Genomic DNA, 18,954 nt, shown 5'->3' with positions numbered 1-18,954 from the left:
CTGTGGCTGTGTTGGCTGCGCTCAGTATTCCGAGTCACATACTGATGTATGCTCCCCGGAACCCTTCCCTTGCCGCCCTGCCACAAACCGGATGGTTTAGCGAATCTGCGTCATCCTCCGGCCTGTGGCTGTGTTGGCTGCGCTCAGTATTCCGAGTCACATACTGATGTATGCTCCCCGGAACCCTTCCCTTGCCGCCTTGCCACAAACCGGATGATTTAGCAGATTCATTTTCTGTTTTTGACGGAGTTGAAGTACATGAGGGAATAACCGGCAAAAAAAGGAAAGCGTGAAGCGCCATGGATGGCGCGATCCGAGCGAACAGGGATGTGTCAGCGTCTTTCCGCTTTGCCGGTTATCCCGCCGCCCGGGTCTGAAAGAAGGAGGTTTTATGCTTTATTCTTTCCGGCACACAGTGAGCATTCAGGAGGCCTGACCGGCAAAAAAGAAAGTGTAAAGCACCATGGATGGCGCGATCCGAGTGAACAGGGACGTGTCAGCGTCTTTCCGCTTTGCCGGTTATCCCGCTGCCCGAATCTGAAAGAAGAGGGTTTGATACTGCGCTTATTCAAATTTTTTGAATCCTTGCGTTAAACCCAGCTACTGGTGAAATTACCGGCAGGACGTAAACTTACCCTCATCAGATTGAGGAGAAAAATGATGATCTATGTACGCCCTGCAAATGAACGCGGCCATGCCAACCACGGCTGGCTTGACAGCTGGCACACCTTTTCGTTTGCCGATTATTATGACCGTAACTTTATGGGTTTTTCCGCCCTGCGGGTCATTAACGAAGACTTTATCGCGGAAGGCCAGGGGTTCGGCACCCATCCGCATAAAGATATGGAAATTCTGACCTATGTGCTGGGTGGTGCGGTAGAGCATCAGGACAGTATGGGGAATAAAGAACAGGTGCCTGCCGGTGAGTTCCAGATTATGAGCGCCGGAACCGGGATCCGCCACTCGGAATATAATCCGAGAAATGATAATCCGCTGCATCTGTATCAGATCTGGATTATCCCTGAAAAAACCGGTCTGACCCCGCGCTATGAGCAGCGCCGGTTCGATGCGGCAAATGGCCGCCAGCTGGTACTTTCCCCGGATGCCCGTGACGGCTCGCTGAAAGTTTTTCAGGACATGACACTGTGGCGCTGGACACTGGCCGCCGGTGAAGCGGGGGAATATCAGCCTCAGAGCGGACGTATGGTCTGGATCCAGGTGGTGAAAGGTGAACTGACCGTGAATGGTCAGACAGTGAAAACCAGTGATGGTGTGGCTGTATGGGATGAATCGTTAATCAGCCTGAACGCCGCAGAGGATAGTGAAATCCTGCTGTTTGACCTGCCGCCTGCACAATAAAACAGAAAGCCCCGGATCATCTGACCCGGGGCTACTGTGTTGCTCACACTACTTTTCTTGTTATCCGGTTACAGCGAAGGCCCTGCACTAATCAGAGCCTGACCCGCCGGCGTGTCGGTATATTTATCAAAGTTATTTATAAACCGCCCTGCAAGGTCTTCCGCTTTTTCCTGCCACTGCGCCACATTATCATACGTGTTGCGCGGGTCGAGTATATGACTGTCGACACCCGGCAGTTCGTGAGGAATGGCCAGATTAAAGACCGGCAGCGTATGTTTCGCCGCTTTATCAATATCCCCACTAAGAATGGCGTCTATGATAGCACGAGTATTCTTAATTGAAATGCGTTTTCCGGTTCCGTTCCACCCGGTGTTCACTAAATACGCTTTTGCCCCGGCCGCTTTCATCCGTTTTACCAGCACATCGGCGTACTGTGTCGGGTGCAGTGTCAGGAATGCCGCGCCGAAGCAGGCAGAGAAAGTCGGTGTCGGCTCTGTGACACCGCGCTCAGTACCGGCCAGTTTTGCGGTAAATCCGGATAAGAAATGATACTGCATCTGTTCCGGTGTCAGCTCCGCCACCGGCGGCAGTACGCCGAAGGCATCGGCAGTCAGGAAAATCACATTATTGGCGTGACCCGCTTTGGAAACCGGTTTAACAATGTTTTCAATATGATAGATAGGGTAAGAAACCCGTGTGTTTTCGGTTTTGCTGCCGTCATCAAAATCCACACTGCCGTCCGGGCGGACAACCACGTTTTCCAGCAGCGCATCACGGCTGATGGCGTGATAAATATCCGGCTCTGCTTCCGCAGATAAATTAATGGTTTTGGCGTAGCAGCCGCCCTCAAAGTTAAAGACACCGTCATCATCCCAGCCGTGTTCGTCATCACCGATCAGTTTACGTTTCGGGTCGGTGGAGAGGGTGGTTTTACCGGTGCCGGACAGGCCGAAGAAAATTGCCACATCCCCTTTTTCACCCACGTTTGCCGAGCAGTGCATGGAGGCAATGCCCTGTAACGGCAGCAGATAGTTCATGATGGAGAACATGCCTTTCTTCATTTCACCGCCGTACCAGGTGCCGCCGATAAGCTGGATGCGCTCGCTCAGATTGAACGCCACAAAGTTTTCCGAATTCAGTCCCTGTGCCTGCCAGTCCGGATTCACGCATTTCGCGCCGTTCATCACAATGAAGTCCGGTTCAAAATCATGCAGTTCGGTTTCATCCGGGCGGATAAACATGTTTTTGACGAAGTGTGCCTGCCAGGCAACCTCTGTAATAAAGCGGACTTTCAGGCGGGTATCGGCATTGGCGCCACAGAAGGCGTCCACCACAAACAGGCGTTTGCCGGATAACTGATTGGTGATCAGGTGTTTCAGGGAATTCCAGGTGTCCTGTGACAGCGGTTTGTTGTCATTTTTGCCTTTTCCCTGATCCGCCCACCAGACGGTGTCGCGGGTGAGATCATCTCTGACCAGATATTTGTCTTTCGGTGAGCGGCCGGTAAAAATGCCGGTATCCACCGCGACCGCGCCGCTGGTGGTGACGACACCGAGTTCATAACCGGTCAGGCCGGGACGGGTTTCTTCATCAAAGAGTAAGTCATAACTCGGGTTATAGATTATTTCTGCGGCATCGCGGATACCATACTGCTCCAGTTCATTCACAGCCATCGTTTTTACGCTCATCCAAAGCCTCCGGGTTGTCGGAATATCTCCATATATCATAATTATTTACGACTGGTTAACAGCGATTGCTATCAAATAAATGAAAATCCGGATTTTATTTGGGTTTATTTTGTGAGCTGGCTCGATACCATAAGAAAAAATAAACAAAAAAGCCGCATCCGGGGAGCCCGGTGCGGCCTGGTGTTGCGTCAGCTAAAACGAATCAGTGCAGAGAAGCGTTTTTCTGAGTACGGATTTCATGAATATCCTGTTCATCAAAGATATGATGAGCACCGCAGTATTCACACTCCATATCAATTTTGCCATCTTCCTGCAAAATATGATTAACATCGTCTTCCGGCAGTGTTACCAGCGTATCTGCGCAGCGTTCGCGGGAACAACCGCAATGAAACGCTACCGGTGCCGGTTCATACAGCACAACGTCTTCTTCATGATAGAGACGGTACAGAATGGTTTCGGCATCCAGGGTAAAGAGCTCATCAGACGAAATAGTGGCGGTCAGCTGCATCAGGTGGCTGAACATGTTCTGTGTTTCTTCCTGAGTACGGGCTTCTGCCGATGCCGGCAGTGCCTGTAACAGCATCCCGGCAGCCTGCATTTTGCCGTCGTGTTCCGCAACGCGGACAAACAGGCTGGTCGGCAGCTGTTCGGACTGACGGAAATAGTCATCCAGACACGCTTCAAGCGTTTCCCCTTCCAGCGCCACAATACCCTGATAACGCTCGCCCTGACGCGGCGTAATCGTGATGACCATAAAGCCTTTGCCGATCATATCGTGGAAACCGGCACCGGCAGGCACATCACCGTTCATACGGGCGATGCCGCGCATCTGCTGGCGGTCATTGCCGTTGATCACGGCCAGACGGACCGGGCCGTCACCCTGGATCTGAACGGTGATATCCCCTTCAAATTTCAGGGTCGCAGTCAGCAGGCTGGTGCAGACCAGCAGTTCACCGAGCAGGCGGCGGACAGGCTCCGGATAATGATGGTTATCCAGGATCTGCTGTAATGTGCCGGAAGCATTGACCAGCTCTCCCCGGACATCACTTTTGTTAAACAGGAACCGGTGTAATGTATCTTGTCGTGCAGACATAATTTTCTCTCGTCTTAACCGCCGCTTATTCAGCGGTATCTGAATTACTGTGTTTAAATTTCAACAATGTCCGTCGTTCCTTTTTATCAGGACGTCGTTCCGGGTGCGGCATCGTCAGGGCATTCATTTTACGTGCAAGTGCGGTTTTTTCACGTTTTTCGATGCTCTCAGGGGTTTCTTCCCAGAGTGTCTGTGCCAGCGGCGCGCTCAGGCGCTTGTCCGTGATCCCCAGCACGCGGATTGTCCGTTCATCATTTCCCTGACGCAGGACGATAACCGCGCCGTTTTCGACCAGTTTTCCGGGCTTGGTCCGCTGCCCGTTATAATGAACCTTGCCGCCGTCAATCATGGTTCTGGCGATGGAGCGGGTTTTATAAAACCGTGCCGCCCAGAGCCATTTATCAAGGCGGACAGGCTCTGTGACCTGTGAAGCCTGTTGCATGGTTACTCCGTGACAGACAGTGCAGCCGTTACGGCCGCACCTCAGAGGAAGGGTAGTCGTGCCGGAAGCAGTTGTCGTAATAACGGCGGATATCCGTCATCCGGCGGCGGCGCTGACGCCAGCGGATAAACGTATAGATGCCGTTGATAATGGCAAGAAGGGAAAAGACGACCAGTAAAATGCAGCTGCCGATAAACCGCGCCAGCATGACACTATCCGGCTGAAAGTGCAGCAGGATATGGCGGGTGCCGTTGGCATCCACAGACACATCCGTGACAATGCCCTGAACCTCAAACGGGGTGTGCAGCAGCATATTGGAGAGCTTTTGCAGGGACTGCCAGTGTGCCAGCGGTGTCATTTCCTCTGTCTGTTCATTGACCGGGGCGTTCTCCACCAGGGATTTGCCTTCGTCACTGATCAGCAGCACACCACCCGGCGGCGGACTGTTCAGCCGCATTGCCGCATTTTCCACTTCTTTGTTTATAGCTGTAGATGTGGTGGCGATAACCAGCTTTTCCAAGGCCTCGGCGCTTGCAGGACGCAATAAAACATTCGATTGCTCCAGTTTACCGGCCCTGGCGCGGGCTAATAAATTTTCCCAGTTCGGGGAATTCCCCAGATTGACGAGGGCGTTTTTCAGCCGCACACAGTCACTGTTTTCAAATTCACATAACGCCTGGGTTTTCAGAACCAGTGAGGAAAAGTCATCCAGCAGGCTCATCCCGGAGCGGGTGATTACATTGCGCAGACTGTCGTTCACCTTACGGGCTCCGGCATCGGGATGCAGCTGGTTATTCAGTTCGGCAAGCAGCGCGGCGGCGCGATCAACCTGTTCGGACTCAGGAACCGGAAGCGGGGAGGTGTTATTCCAGTAAATACCGGAGCAGTCAAACGCGCGGAAATTGGGCTTATCCTGAGCGGAGAGGTTCGGCGGCATGTAACACATACCCACGCCTTTGGCCTCCAGAAAATCCCCCACATAGAGCGGCATATTCTGGAGTTCACTGAAATTGGTGGTGACTTTGGTTTCTGTGCCGGTCAGCCAGTTCAGGGACAATTTAACCGGCAAATTTACCGGCTGATTGCAGGCCAGAACCAGCAGGGCAAAGGCGCTGGTCAGGGCGATAAGCAGGTTTTTGCCGTAACGGTGATACGGGAAGCGGGTGGATTCCTCGCGCAGGGAGAGGTATTTCCCCTGGCGGACAACCTGCTGATCCTCATACATTTCAATCTGTGTGACCGACCCGAGATCCTGATGCAGCCAGGGTTCCCAGTGGCGCGGGTAGATCAGATCGATACCGCCGAGTGAAATGCTGTGCTTCTGGCTGTGGTCAAAATCGCCGAACAGACCCCAGCGTTTCGGGATCCCCCGGTAGCACTGAATATCCCGCAGACGGCGGCGGTTACTGACCGGGATCACGGACAGAATGATACCCGGCAGCAGCAGCCCGGCCCCGGCAGCCATCATCCAGTAAAATAAAAACGGCGGCATAAAGACCGCAGTGAGTGCCGTCAGCACGCCGCAGACAATCAGCGTGCCGCTGATAAACCCGTGACTGTGCTGCAGGTTATATTCCTGCCGGCTCTCTCTGCGTGTGCCGAGAAACTCAATATCAGCATTGCTGTTAGTCAGTATTGCGGCCTGTACCGGTACGTCGTTATTTTTTGTCATTGGCCTTGCCAGCGCGTAGTCGTCAGTAAACTCACGTAAGTCATGGCCGTTCAGCCCGACAATCATCGGTATTCCGCCGGTAAACATCACATCAATGACATTCGTGGTCTGAATAAATTCATCCAGAACCGCAGGCAGATAAACCTCGTTGCCTTCAATATAGTAATGCCACTGTTGTCCGTTTTTTTCCGGGATAGCATACCGGGTGATACGGTTGCACAGACGATAGACGTGATCACTTTTTTTGGGGAAAGCCGGTAATGTAAAATGCAGATCATTACTGACCGCCTGTTGGGCAGCGCGGGTCAGGTGGTGCTCTATGGCCTGAATTTCACCGGCACCCGGCCGGTGGTGTGTCAGGCTGGCCAGTGAAGGTAATACATAACCTGCCCGGCGCTGTCTCCGCCGGTGACTGATAACAGAAACCATTATAAGACAACCGATCACCAGAGCGGCCGCTATAATGAGGGTAATAGTCATTTTTTCCCCGTCGTAATTGCCTGTGCAGCATAACAGTGAAGGAAGCCGTTAAAAAATCGGCCTTTTCTGATTATGCAAAAAAAATTATTTGAAATAACAGTCTGTTATAACTGATTATTTTCACTTTTACCTGTTGATTATGCTGTGTGTCAGCGTTGTTTATTCATCCCGCGCGGTGCTTTTCTTTGTCTCAGGAACGGGTAATATGAAGCAGAGCAATAAGTGAGTGAACCAGGGAATTTACCCCGGTTTTTACTTGTTCGCAAAGCGGTACTTTTTCACCCTGTACAGTTTTACTCTGTATGGTTGTACTGCGTTTTTATATTACGTACAGAGGCATACATGGCTGAATTACAAAAACCGAAAATTATCCGCATCGAGACTGTTGCCCAATCCCGTCTGTTTACTGTCCAGTCTGTTGCACTGAAATTCAGTAATGGTGCGGAACGGGTTTATGAGCGTATGCGTCCTGCAACCCGTGAATCTGTCCTGATTGTCCCTGTGGTAAATAACGAACTTATCCTGATCCGGGAATACGCGGCGGGTGTGGACAGCTATGAGCTGGGATTCCCGAAAGGCGCTATCGATCCCGGTGAGGATATGCTGACTGCCGCCAACCGTGAGCTGAAAGAAGAAATCGGGTTTGGTGCCCGCACACTGACACCGCTGCGCCGCGTTACCATGTCCCCGTCCTATTTCTCCGGGCAGATGAATATCCTGCTGGCGGAAGGGCTGTATCCTGAAAAGCTGGAGGGCGATGAGCCGGAACCGCTGGTTCAGGAGCGCTGGCCGGTCAGTAAGATGATGGATCTGCTGACGCATCCGGATTTTAACGAGGCCCGAAATATTACCGCGCTGTTCCTGGCACAGCAATTTTTACAGCGTACCGGTGACTAAGCTATTTTTAACACAAATTAGTCGGAGTTAATCATCGAAAAAAGACATACATTTGTGTTAAGTAACAGCGATTGAAAAAAAGGGCTGCCTGAGGGCAGCCCTTCTGTTTTTATCCGCTTAATCAGAACAGTTCTTCCGAACCGCCGTCCTGCTGGATAATAGTTGTACCTACTTCCGACACGCCGTAATCAGTCGGCTCGGTGCCTTTGATAAAGTATTCGGAGCGGGAGTTTCCGCCGGAGCCCAGCTTACCGGTGCTGCGGTTGATCTGAACGGAGATAATCCCCGGCGGTGGCGGATCTTTGCGTTCCGGCACACCTTCCAGCGCAACTTTCATAAAGTCGTTCCAGATAGGCTGGGCGCTTTTCGCACCGGCCTCACCACGACCGAGGTCACGGGCGTTTTCATCAAAACCAATCCAGACCGCAGCAACGATGTCCGGGCCGTAGCCGACAAACCAGGCATCTTTTGAGCTGTTGGTGGTACCGGTTTTACCGCCGAGGTCGCGGCGTTTGATATCCCGCATTGCCCGCCAGCCGGTTCCGCTCCAGCCCGGTTCGCCATAGATATTGGAGTTCATGGCGTCTTTGATCAGGAAGGCCACCTGGGTACTGACCACATGCGGTGCATACGGGGAATCACTCCCTGCCAGCGGTGCTTTTTCCAGGTCGGCTTCCGGAGCGGCAGGCTGGTCATTTTCCTGCGGCTGGCTGTCTGATTTGGCTACGTCGTTTTCCAGCGCATCCTTGTTCAGGCTGCTTTCCAGGTCATGTGAACCTTCGCCGTAAATGACCGGGATGTTGGTGCACTGCGGACAGGCAATTTTCGGCTCTGCGGTAAACAGGGCTTTGCCTTCGGTGTTATCAATCCGGCTGATAAAATACGGGTCGACCAGATAGCCGCCGTTGGTCATCACGGCGTAGCCGCGCACCATCTGCATCGGGGTGAAGGAGGATGAGCCGAGCGCCATGGATTCGGTCCGGACAATGTTGCTGTCCGGGAAGCCGAAGCGCAGCAGATAATCGGCGGCATAATTCACGCCCATTGCCCGCATGGCCCGCACCATCACCACGTTTTTCGATTGTCCCAGTCCCTGACGCAGACGGATCGGGCCGTCATAACGCGGTGGTGAGTTTTTCGGCCGCCAGTCCGGGCCTGCGCCGTCCGCACGGACAATCGGCAGGTCATTGAGCAGGGAGGCGAGTGTCAGACCTTTATCCAGCGCGGCGGTATACAGCAATGGTTTGATGCTGGAGCCGACCTGGCGCAGAGACTGGGTGACACGGTTGAATTTGCTCAGCTCGAAATCAAAGCCGCCGACCAGCGCGATCACCGCACCATCCGCCGGATTAAGCGCCACCAGGGCAGAGTTGACATCCGGGATCTGTGCCAGCATCCAGCGGTCTTTATTCTGACGCACCCAGATCTGTTCACCGGCATGCACCACACCGTTCACCGCACGCGGTGCCGGACCCATGGCGCGATCAGAGATAAATTTGCGCGCCCAGCGCATGCTGTCCATGGTCAGGTCGATGGTGGAGCCGTCTTTGAGCATCACCTGTGCGCGGTTAGCATCCGCACTCAGCACAACACCCGGATTGAGCGGACCGTAGACCTGTAACGTTTTCAGTTTGCTCAGGATCTGCTCTGTATCCCATGGCGCGCTGTTCTGCGGCCACAATACCTGCTGAGCACCCCGGTAACCGTGGCGCATATCGTAGTCGATGATGCCGTTATGAACCGCATCTTCAGCACTGAGCTGATCTTTGCGTTTAACGGTGGTGTAGACCTTATAACCATCGGTATAGGCATTTTCACCGTACTTTTCAATCATTGCCATACGAACCATTTCCGCCAGATACGGCGCGGAAAAATCAATTTCCGGGGCGTGATAACGGGCTTCGATCGGCTCATTACGCGCTTCATCGTACTGCGCGCGGGTAATGTAATTCTCTTCCAGCATCCGCGTCAGCACCACATTACGACGGGCCAGGGCGCGGGATTTGGAGTAAAGCGGGTTAAAGGTGGACGGTGCCTTCGGCAGCCCGGCGATCACTGCAATCTCACTGAGTGTCAGCTGATCAAGGCTTTTGCCGAAATAGACATAGGCCGCAGCCCCCACGCCGTAAGCGCGCTGGCCGAGGTAAATTTTGTTCAGATACAGCTCGAGAATTTCATCTTTGGTCAGCATCTGTTCGATGCGGATGGCCAGAAACGCTTCTTTTACTTTACGGATAACGGTTTTTTCCGGGCTCAGGAAGAAGTTACGGGCAAGCTGCTGTGTGATAGTACTCGCACCCTGTGAGGCACGGCCGGAGGTCATGGCAACAGACGCGGCACGGAAAATCCCGATCGGGTCGATTCCGTGGTGGTCATAGAAACGGCTGTCCTCCGTCGCGATAAAGGCATTCCTTACCATCGGCGGGATCTGGCTGAGTGTCAGCGGAATACGGCGTTTTTCACCGAACTGGGCAATCAGTTCGCCGTCCGCGCTGTAGACCTGCATTGGTGTCTGTAATTTGACATCTTTCAGTGTGGCCACATCGGGCAGATCTGCCTCGACATATTTGTACATGCCATATATCGATGCTGCTCCAAGAAAAATGCAACAGACAACAAAGATCAATAAATACTTTAAGAACTTCACCTGAAAATTTCCGTTAGCCGTGTGATGGACAGTTTATAAACAGCGACCCTGTAGTATAAAGGTTCATGCGTTTCTTGAATACGTATTTTATAACCACAGGAAAATTAAGAGAAAAAAGGTATTTCTCATATCAATAATACAGGGATGATTTATGCGGATTGCTTCACGGATGGCAGGAATTTCGCTTCAGGACGGGGATATCAGGATAGCACTGGCGCGGCGCACACGCCGGAGGTGGTGTTTTGAGGATTTTATCACGCTGGCACTGCCGGAAACGGAATCAGCTGAAAATGGTGTGTCCGGCCTGTCTGCGGTTGCGGCTGCACTGGCGCAATGGCGGCGGCGGACCCGCGGGCGGCCGGATTGCCGGGCGGCACTGCCGGTGTCACTCTGTCTTCAGCAGCAGATCCGGCTGCCGGAGAGCCGCGTGGCGCAGTCTGCGGTGGTGCCGCTGATAGATACCTGGCTGGCGCGGACATTTCCGGGTCGTCATCAGGATCTTATCTATGATTACCGGTGGTTTTCCGGCGATATTATTCTGACGGCGCTGCACCGTACTGTCCGTGATCAGTGGCTGTCGCTGGCGGCGGAACTCCGCACGGATCTGACGGTGCTCGGCATTATCCCCTGTGCGCTGCGCTGTTTTGCCCGCGCCCGGGGTGTGGCCGCACAGGACTGGCTGGTCTTCCGCCAGGGGAACAGTATTTGCTGGACAGCCGGTGAAACGCAGCCGGTACTGAGCGGGCGGGCAGATCTGACGCTGCCGTCATTACTGACGGAGCTGAAAACACAGGGTTTTGATGATTCACAGGCGGCACTGTGCTGCCTGCACGATACTGCACTGCTGCCGCCGGCATGGCAGCGGGAATGCCGGCGTTACCGCAATGCGGAGGCAGATGATGTCCCGCCGGGCTACGCGGCGGCGGCAGGGATGGTGCTCTGCGGGGAGGACAGGTTATGACACACCGGGTGAATCTGACCGCCTGGCGCCCCCGGCTGAAACGGCAAATCTGCTGCCGGATGGCTGTCCGGTTTCTGATGGCAGGCGGTGTGCTGTTATCCGCGCTGCTGCCGGTTTATCTGCCTCATTTACTGTATGTGCAGCATCTGGCGTTGTTACAGGCCGCATTTGATGAGCGGGAAATCCGCCTTGAGCCGCAGCGGGCTGAATTTGCCCGTCAGCGCGCGGTACATCGGCAGGCGGAAGCGGAAAATCTGCGGCAGCAGCAGACTGCACAGGAAAACCGCCGTTTCCGGGATTTGCTGGTTTTTTTGCAGGCTCAGCTGCCGGAAGATGCCTGGCTGGCGCGTTACCAGGCAGAGCGGCAACAGTATGATACAGAAAGCAGTATGCGCCATGCCCTGTCGGTGAACCGCCGTCAGGTGATCGCGCCTTCTCATCCTTTATTACATCAGGTTGCACCGGGGCTGATGCCGCTCAGGCTGATCAGTCTGCAGCATCACAAAACAACCGGTATCCGGCAGTTTATATTGGTGACCGGGAGGAGCCGGTCATGAATCTGAACACAGTATGGCGATGTGCGCAGTACCGGCGCGTGCAGTGGGGAGTTATGACCGGAATCTGGTTATCAGCCGGTGTGGTGTTCTGGTATTTTTATCTGCAACCGGCAGCCGGGGAAACGGAAATGCGGCTCCGGCAGTTGCAGCGGCTGACAGCACTGTCAGAACAGGCGGTGCCGGAAACGGTGATCCTGCCGCCCCCGGATATCCCGCCGCTGTTTACCCTGCTGCCCGAAGATGCGCTGCCGCTGCTGACCGGCTGGCAGCAGGAGCCGCCGGAACAGCCGGAGCGCTGGGTGCTGACCTTTGAGGCGCATTACCCTGAGCTGGCGGCGCTGCTTGATACCCTCAGCGGAGAGCTGACTCAGTTGCCGATCACCCGGCTCTCGCTGCACCCGCTGACACCAGGAACCTCCTCATCTCCGCCGCTGTTGCAGATGACACTGCATCTGGCATTACCGGGCGCTGATTCACCGGATCCGGAAAAGGAATGGCATGATGATGAATAAAGCAGAATCAGCGGCCCGGCTGATCACCGGCGGTTGTCTGCTGTTTGCAGCGGCCGCCTTTGGCGGGCAGCATCCGCGGGATCTTTTTCAGCCTGTCATTATCAGTGAGGATCCGGCTGCGCTGACAGAATTCCCTGTGATGTATTCCCCGCCGCTGATACCGGAAAGCAGGCAGCACCGCACATTTACCCTGCAATACGCGGATGCGGCGGAGATGCTGACCATGCTGAAACAGCATCACGGGGAATGGTTTGCGGATAACAAAGTGCCGGAGGCCGATCCGCTGACAAATTCCCTCTTTATAGAAGCACAACCGGATGTGCTGTCGCGGGCGGAAGCCTGGCTGGCACAGATGGATCAGCCGCAGCAGCAGGTACAGATTACAGCACATATTGTGTCCGGCTCGCGGGAAGGGTTGCATGAGCTGGGGTTGCAGTGGGGAACCGTGCTGCCGTCACCGGAATCCGGCAACCGGCTGCAACTGCATCAGGCGCGGGGAAATAATACGTTCACCTTTAACATCGCCCGTCTCGGCGGTCATCTGCTGGAGATGGAACTGAGCGCACTGGAGCAGGAACAGCAGCTGGATATTGTCGCCAGCCCGCGCCTGACCACGGCGCATGAGCATCCCGCCAGTATCAAACAGGGGGCGGAAATTCCCTACACCACGCAAAACCATGAGTCCGGTTCACAGGTGCAGTTCCGCGAGGCGGTACTGGGGATGGAGGTAACACCGCAGATCCTGCGGGATAATAAGGTGCGTCTGACACTGCATATCAGCCGCAATGCCCCCGGTGCGGCGCTGATGCAGAACGGCAGCGAGCAGTATTCCATTGATAAGCAGGAAATCACCACACAGGTGATTGTCCGCAGCGGGGAAACCCTGATCCTCGGGGGAATTTTTCAGCAGGATAAAGGCAGACAGGTGACCGGAGTGCCGTATTTATCGTCGATCCCATTGATGGGAAAGCTTTTTACTCATCAATACGATAAACTCAGCCGCCGTGAATTAGTGATATTCATTACACCGCAGTTGATCGATATTTAGTAACTGTATCAATATCAGCATGTTGTATCATTATTCACGGATAATATGCGCAGAATAACGGATTTTTTTACCGGCTCTGCGGTGTTATACATTTGACGATTGCAATGATTTAGCATACAAGAGTTAGCAAATTTAGCAGGTATGAAATCACTGCCGCCGTAAAATATGCCGTTAATCCATTGACGGACAACGTCCTGATTCTCAGATCGCGCCTTATGTTTCTGTACAGCTCCTGTTTTCAGGAGGATTCACGGAAATATAAGGCGCGGTTTTTCGCAGGCGTTATGATAGTATGTGCGGATGTTCAGAGGCCGGATTGCGACAGGCGTCACACAGCAGCACCTGAGGTATCTTTCCGGTTTCGTGCCGGTATGGTTGCAATCGGGCAGAATGTGCGGAGATAATTTCAGGTTACTCACGCAGATTCACTCATGAGGTTTTATTTGAGGTCCCGCCGCTGATCGGGTGAGCGGGGCGGGTTATCATTAACGAATATTCTTAGTTATACCAAAAACATGGCAGAGAAACGCAATATCTTTCTTGTCGGCCCGATGGGTGCCGGCAAAAGTACTATTGGTCGTCAGCTGGCTCAGCAATTAAATATGGAATTCTTTGATTCCGACCAGGAAATTGAACGCCGCACCGGAGCCGATGTGGGCTGGGTGTTTGATGTCGAAGGTGAAGAAGGTTTTCGCCTGCGTGAAGAAAAAATCATCAATGAACTGACTGAAAAACAGGGTATCGTCCTGGCTACCGGCGGGGGTTCCGTCAAGTCACGGGAGACCCGCAACCGCCTGTCTGCGCGGGGTGTGGTTGTGTACCTTGAGACCAATATTGAAAAACAACTGGCCCGGACACAGCGCGATAAAAAGCGTCCGTTGTTACAGGTCGATGAGCCGGTCCGGGAAGTCCTGGTCAAACTGGCCGATGAACGCAATCCGATGTATGAAGAGATCGCGGATATCACTATCCATACCGATGATCAGAGTGCAAAAGTGGTCGCAAATCAAATCATTGAACTGTTAGAAACCAACAGTTAATTTCATTTTACCGGCAACATGCGGAGGTGCCATGGAAAAAGTGACTGTGACTCTGGGTGAGCGTGCTTATCCTATTTCAATTGCTCCGGGTCTCTTTTCCCTCTCCGGCACCTTTGCGCCGCTGACCACCGGTCAGCGTGCAATGATAGTTACCAACGAAACACTTGCCCCGCTGTATCTTCAGACACTGACCGATAATCTTGCGCACGCCGGTGTGCAGGCGGATTCCGTGATCCTGCCGGACGGCGAGCAGTATAAATCCCTGACCACCCTTGACTGTATTTTTACCGCACTGCTGGAAAACAATCACGGGCGTGATACCACGCTGATTGCGCTGGGCGGCGGTGTTATCGGTGATCTGACCGGATTTGCGGCAGCTTCTTACCAGCGCGGTGTCCGTTTTATCCAGGTGCCGACCACGCTGCTGTCTCAGGTGGATTCGTCTGTCGGCGGTAAAACCGGCGTGAACCATCCGCTGGGTAAAAATATGATCGGTGCCTTCTGGCAGCCGGTCAGTGTGGTGATTGATCTCGACTGCCTGAAAACCCTGCCGCGCCGTGAACTGGCTTCAGGGCTGGCGGAAGTCATCAAATACGGCATTATTCTGGATCATGATTTCTTTATCTGGCTGGAAAACAATATCGACCGTCTGCTGGCACTTGAGCCGCAGGCGATGGCGTACTGTATCCGCCGTTGCTGTGAGCTGAAAGCTGAGGTGGTGGCTGCGGATGAAAAAGAGACCAGCGGGCTGCGCGCGCTGCTGAATCTCGGCCATACATTCGGCCACGCCATTGAGGCGGAAATGGGCTACGGTGTCTGGCTGCACGGCGAGGCAGTCGCTGCAGGGATGGTGATGGCTGCACGCACGGCTGAACTGCTCGGAACCTTCCGCCCGGAAGAGACAGAGCGGGTCATTGCGCTGCTTATCCGCGCCGGGCTGCCGGTGCGCGGACCGGAATCCATGCCGGCAGACGCCTATCTGCCGCACATGATGCGGGATAAAAAAGTGCAGGGCGGTAAACTGCACCTGATTGTCCCGGAAACGATCGGCCGGTCAGTTGTCCGTGCGGATATCCCGCATGACAGGGTGCTGGCTGCCATTCAGTCCGTGTAACGGAAGCGGCGGCAGAAGTTTTTTGATATCTGTCTCGCTGAGTGCCGGGAAAATGGTTACACTACGCATTATGACGCACTCACCGGGCGTCAGTTCTCTTCTGTTATATCCAAAGACACAGTTTCTGCTCTGATGGGAGGGCAAAATGGACGGCTTTAAACCCGAAAAGCAAGAACCACAGATTTTCAGCCAGCCGGATGATGAATCTATCCGTCCGGACGCATCTGACAGACCGGAGCGCCCTGAACGCCGTAATCCGCGTCCGCGCCCGCAGCAGTCACGGCCTAAGTTTGCCGTATCCCGCCAGCAGATGATGATCGGCGTGGCGGTTGTGGTCCTGGTATTACTGATTATCGCGATAAGCTCCGCGCTGAAATCGCCGTCAGAACCGGAAGCCCAGCCGCAGGCACAAAACGGCGAGCGCCCGATTACCCTCGGCACCGGCAACAATGACGGTGCAACACAGTTACAGCCAACCGAACCGGTTCCGTCACAGACCGGGCAGACCGGCGTGAATCTCCCTGCTATCAATAATCTGCCGACACAGGCACAACAGCCGTCACAGACAACCGGCACCGGCCAGCGCGTGGATATCCCGGGGGATATTAATGATGCCCTGAATCAGGGAAATACGCAGGCAGGTATCAATAATGCGGCGCAGCAGAATATGAATAATCTGCCGCCGGTGGTTACCCCGCAGGAAGAGCCGAAGAAACCGGTACAGCAGGTGAAACCGCAGCCGGTGAAAACCACGACGGCAACACCGGCTAAACCGCGTGAAACCACCAAACCGGCCACAGCGGCACCGGCTCCGTCAAAAAGCAGTACCGCGATCGCCAAAGCCCCTGCCGGGAACTATACCCTGCAACTGAGCAGTGCGAGCCGTGCGGATACACTGAAAGCCTTTGCGCAGAAGCACGGGTTATCCAACTATCAGGTTTATGAGACAACACGTAACGGAAAATCGTGGTACGTCCTAGTGTACGGTAATTTCCCGACAGTCGGGGATGCAAAACGGGAAGTTGAGCGTCTGCCTGCCGAAATTCAGGGGAAAAAACCGTGGGTCAGAAAGATGCAGCAAGTGCATCAGGACATGAAATAATAAACACGGATTCCGTCAGGTGCTGATTTGCTGTCTGAAACAGAGCAGAATCGGCGGCTCTGGCCTTTTTGAGCAATGATTACAGACAGCATGAAGAAACAACGCGCATTTTTGAAGTGGGCCGGCGGAAAATACACTCTGGCAGATGAAATAAAACGGCATCTGCCGGAGGGTGATTGTCTTATTGAGCCCTTTGTCGGCGCGGGGTCGGTTTTTCTCAATACAGATTATCCGCGCTATGTGCTGGCGGATATCAACAGTGATCTGATCCACCTCTATACGATGGTGAAACAGCGGACTCAGGAATTTATCGATGAGTCCCGCAAGCTGTTCACGCCGCAGTTTAATGATGAATTACAGTATTATGCGCTGCGGGAACAATTTAATCAGAGCACGGATCATTTCGAGCGCAGCATTCTGTTTCTCTATCTGAACCGCCATTGTTATAACGGTTTGTGCCGTTATAATTCCAAAGGCCGGTTTAATGTGCCCTTCGGGCGCTACCGCAAACCCTATTTCCCGGAAGCCGAACTGCTGTGGTTCGCGGAAAAGGCCCGCAACGCCGTGTTTGTCTGCCAGTCTTATGTGACCAGCATGGAAAATGCAGGTACCGGGGATATCGTCTATTGTGATCCGCCTTATGCGCCGTTATCACTGACAGCCAATTTTACGGCGTATCACACCAGCGGATTCGGGTTACCGGAGCAGCAGAATCTGGCACAGCTGGCACAAATGCTTTCGTCGGATCGCAAAATTCCGGTTCTGATCTCGAATCATGACACCCCGCTGACCCGGGAGTGGTATCATCAGGCGCAACTGCATATTGTCAAAGTGCGCCGCACTATCAGCCGCAACACACTTAACCGCCAGAAAGTGAATGAATTACTGGCGCTTTACCGCGGACAGTAAGCCGTTGAACCCGGCGGCGTCTTATTAAGAGGAAACAGGAATGAAAGAGTTTTTGATTGCTCCGTCCATTTTATCTGCTGACTTTGCCCGTCTGGGGGAAGACACCGCGAAGGTTCTCGCCGCAGGCGGCGATGTGGTTCACTTCGACGTGATGGATAACCATTATGTCCCGAACCTGACTATCGGGCCGATGGTGTGTAAGGCGCTGCGTGATTACGGTATTACCGCGCCGATTGATGTGCATCTGATGGTAAAACCGGTGGACAGCATTGTACCGGACTTCGCCAAAGCGGGCGCAACCTACATTTCATTCCACGCGGAAGCGAGCGAGCACGTTGATCGCACCATTCAGCTTATCCGTGAATGCGGCTGTAAACCGGGCCTGGTATTCAACCCGGCCACGCCGCTCAGTTACCTTGATTATGTGATTGATAAACTGGACCTGATCCTGCTGATGTCGGTAAACCCGGGCTTCGGTGGTCAGTCCTTTATCCCGGAAACACTGAAAAAAGTGGAAGAAGTCCGCCGCCGCATTGATGCCAGCGGCCGTGACATCCGCCTGGAAGTTGATGGCGGAATTAAGACTGAAAATATCGCGGCAGTGGCGCAGGCCGGTGCGGATATGTTTGTGGCCGGTTCCGCGATTTTCGGCAAACCGGACTACAAAGCCGTGATTGATGATATGCGTAAAGAATTAACAAAGGTTTCAGCATGACAGACAAAACAGCAGTACAGCAATTTACAGGGATTAAAGCCGTTGCATTTGACCTGGACGGCACACTGACTGACAGTATTCAGGGACTGGCGGAAGCGACTGATCGCGCACTGGAAGCACTGGGCTACCGGAAAGCGGGCAGAGAAATGGCCTCTGTCTGGGTTGGTAACGGCGTTGATATGTTACTGGAACGTGCTCTGACTCATGCGACCGGTGAAAAACCTGATGCTGCACTGCACGCGAAATGCCGTCAGTTGTTTGATGATTTTTATGCTGAGACGGTTAAAACCGGCAGTCCGGCATTTCCCCATGTGGCAGAAACCTTACAGGTGATGGCGGACGCAGGGCTGGATCTGGCGATCGTGACCAACAAACCGTCACAGTTTATTCCGTCGCTGCTGGCTGAAACCGGTCTGGATAAATTTTTCTCTGTCGTGCTCGGCGGAGATGATGTGAAAAATAAGAAGCCGCATCCGGCTCCGCTCTACCTGACGCTGGGTGAGTTCGGGCTGCGTAAGGAAGAGATGCTGTTTGTCGGGGATTCCCGCAATGACATCCTGGCGGCACGGGCAGCGGAATGTCCCTGTGTCGGCATGACCTACGGCTACAACTACGGTATTCCGATTGCTGACAGCAATCCGGATTGCGTACTGTCCGACTTCGCGGGTCTGCTGCCTGCACTCGGGCTGCCTCCGTTAACTCATCAGGAAGGATAATC

The 18,954-nt window shown here is 53.8% G+C and carries 17 protein-coding genes; 12 read left to right on the top strand and 5 right to left on the bottom strand.

Annotation, left to right across the window (positions count from 1 at the left end):
• Window positions 1-660 precede the first annotated feature (660 nt).
• Window positions 661-1,359, top strand: coding sequence for a pirin family protein (locus tag AB7038_RS15330; protein ID WP_369453610.1), 699 nt, complete (start codon window positions 661-663; stop codon window positions 1,357-1,359).
• 68 nt (window positions 1,360-1,427) lie between these two features.
• Here AB7038_RS15330 and pckA read toward each other — a convergent pair whose 3' ends face one another.
• From pckA to AB7038_RS15310, 4 genes are all read right to left on the bottom strand, one after another.
• A complete protein-coding gene (pckA, locus tag AB7038_RS15325; protein WP_369453607.1) occupies window positions 1,428-3,047 on the bottom strand; it encodes a phosphoenolpyruvate carboxykinase (ATP) in 1,620 nt (539 codons plus the stop codon).
• Between the two features lie 202 nt (window positions 3,048-3,249).
• Entirely contained in the window at window positions 3,250-4,140 is an 891-nt protein-coding gene (gene hslO, locus AB7038_RS15320) for an Hsp33 family molecular chaperone HslO (protein ID WP_368890183.1), read from the bottom strand.
• Between the two features lie 25 nt (window positions 4,141-4,165).
• On the bottom strand, window positions 4,166-4,582 hold the full coding sequence (gene hslR, locus AB7038_RS15315) for a ribosome-associated heat shock protein Hsp15 (protein WP_004238575.1): 417 nt from the start codon (window positions 4,580-4,582) through the stop codon (window positions 4,166-4,168).
• Between the two features lie 28 nt (window positions 4,583-4,610).
• Entirely contained in the window at window positions 4,611-6,734 is a 2,124-nt protein-coding gene (locus AB7038_RS15310) for an IgaA/UmoB family intracellular growth attenuator (protein WP_369453606.1), read from the bottom strand.
• A 342-nt stretch (window positions 6,735-7,076) separates the two neighbouring features.
• Here AB7038_RS15310 and nudE point away from each other — a divergent pair, with 342 nt between their 5' ends.
• Window positions 7,077-7,631 (top strand): ADP compounds hydrolase NudE, encoded by a 555-nt coding sequence (gene nudE / locus AB7038_RS15305; protein WP_072872365.1) that lies wholly within the window; start codon window positions 7,077-7,079, stop codon window positions 7,629-7,631.
• Between the two features lie 121 nt (window positions 7,632-7,752).
• Here nudE and mrcA read toward each other — a convergent pair whose 3' ends face one another.
• Window positions 7,753-10,278 carry a peptidoglycan glycosyltransferase/peptidoglycan DD-transpeptidase MrcA gene (gene mrcA, locus AB7038_RS15300; protein WP_368890185.1) on the bottom strand — a complete coding sequence of 842 codons (2,526 nt, stop codon included), beginning with the start codon at window positions 10,276-10,278 and terminating at the stop codon, window positions 7,753-7,755.
• A gap of 151 nt (window positions 10,279-10,429) precedes the next feature.
• Between mrcA and AB7038_RS15295 the strand changes: the two genes are divergently transcribed.
• From AB7038_RS15295 to AB7038_RS15250, 10 genes are all read left to right on the top strand, one after another.
• On the top strand, window positions 10,430-11,239 hold the full coding sequence (locus AB7038_RS15295) for a hypothetical protein (protein WP_369453605.1): 810 nt from the start codon (window positions 10,430-10,432) through the stop codon (window positions 11,237-11,239).
• Window positions 11,236-11,796 (top strand): hypothetical protein, encoded by a 561-nt coding sequence (locus tag AB7038_RS15290; protein ID WP_368890187.1) that lies wholly within the window; start codon window positions 11,236-11,238, stop codon window positions 11,794-11,796. Before AB7038_RS15295 ends, AB7038_RS15290 begins: the two co-directional genes overlap by 4 nt.
• On the top strand, window positions 11,793-12,308 hold the full coding sequence (locus AB7038_RS15285; RefSeq protein WP_368890188.1) for a hypothetical protein: 516 nt from the start codon (window positions 11,793-11,795) through the stop codon (window positions 12,306-12,308). Before AB7038_RS15290 ends, AB7038_RS15285 begins: the two co-directional genes overlap by 4 nt.
• Entirely contained in the window at window positions 12,295-13,356 is a 1,062-nt protein-coding gene (locus AB7038_RS15280; protein ID WP_368890189.1) for a secretin N-terminal domain-containing protein, read from the top strand. The genes AB7038_RS15285 and AB7038_RS15280 overlap by 14 nt, the downstream gene beginning before the upstream one ends.
• A gap of 515 nt (window positions 13,357-13,871) precedes the next feature.
• Window positions 13,872-14,396, top strand: coding sequence for a shikimate kinase AroK (aroK, locus tag AB7038_RS15275; RefSeq protein ID WP_004237896.1), 525 nt, complete (start codon window positions 13,872-13,874; stop codon window positions 14,394-14,396).
• Window positions 14,397-14,427: 31 nt separating this feature from the next.
• Window positions 14,428-15,510, top strand: coding sequence for a 3-dehydroquinate synthase (gene aroB, locus AB7038_RS15270; protein ID WP_369453604.1), 1,083 nt, complete (start codon window positions 14,428-14,430; stop codon window positions 15,508-15,510).
• Between the two features lie 145 nt (window positions 15,511-15,655).
• Window positions 15,656-16,612: an SPOR domain-containing protein gene (locus tag AB7038_RS15265; RefSeq protein ID WP_368890190.1), complete on the top strand. Its 957-nt coding sequence runs from the start codon at window positions 15,656-15,658 to the stop codon at window positions 16,610-16,612.
• A 90-nt stretch (window positions 16,613-16,702) separates the two neighbouring features.
• A complete protein-coding gene (gene dam, locus AB7038_RS15260) occupies window positions 16,703-17,521 on the top strand; it encodes an adenine-specific DNA-methyltransferase (protein ID WP_032098648.1) in 819 nt (272 codons plus the stop codon).
• Between the two features lie 40 nt (window positions 17,522-17,561).
• The gene (rpe, locus tag AB7038_RS15255) at window positions 17,562-18,236 is read left to right on the top strand and encodes a ribulose-phosphate 3-epimerase (protein ID WP_004237900.1); all 675 of its coding nucleotides are present in this window, start codon (window positions 17,562-17,564) and stop codon (window positions 18,234-18,236) included.
• Window positions 18,233-18,952: a phosphoglycolate phosphatase gene (locus tag AB7038_RS15250; RefSeq protein WP_004237901.1), complete on the top strand. Its 720-nt coding sequence runs from the start codon at window positions 18,233-18,235 to the stop codon at window positions 18,950-18,952. The genes rpe and AB7038_RS15250 overlap by 4 nt, the downstream gene beginning before the upstream one ends.
• Window positions 18,953-18,954: the final 2 nt, after the last annotated feature.

Source organism: Morganella morganii (assembly GCF_041099235.1).
Lineage (GTDB): Bacteria > Pseudomonadota > Gammaproteobacteria > Enterobacterales > Enterobacteriaceae > Morganella > Morganella morganii_E.
The sequence above is the reverse complement of the archived record's forward strand: the minus strand, read 5'-3'. Positions and strand labels throughout refer to the sequence as shown.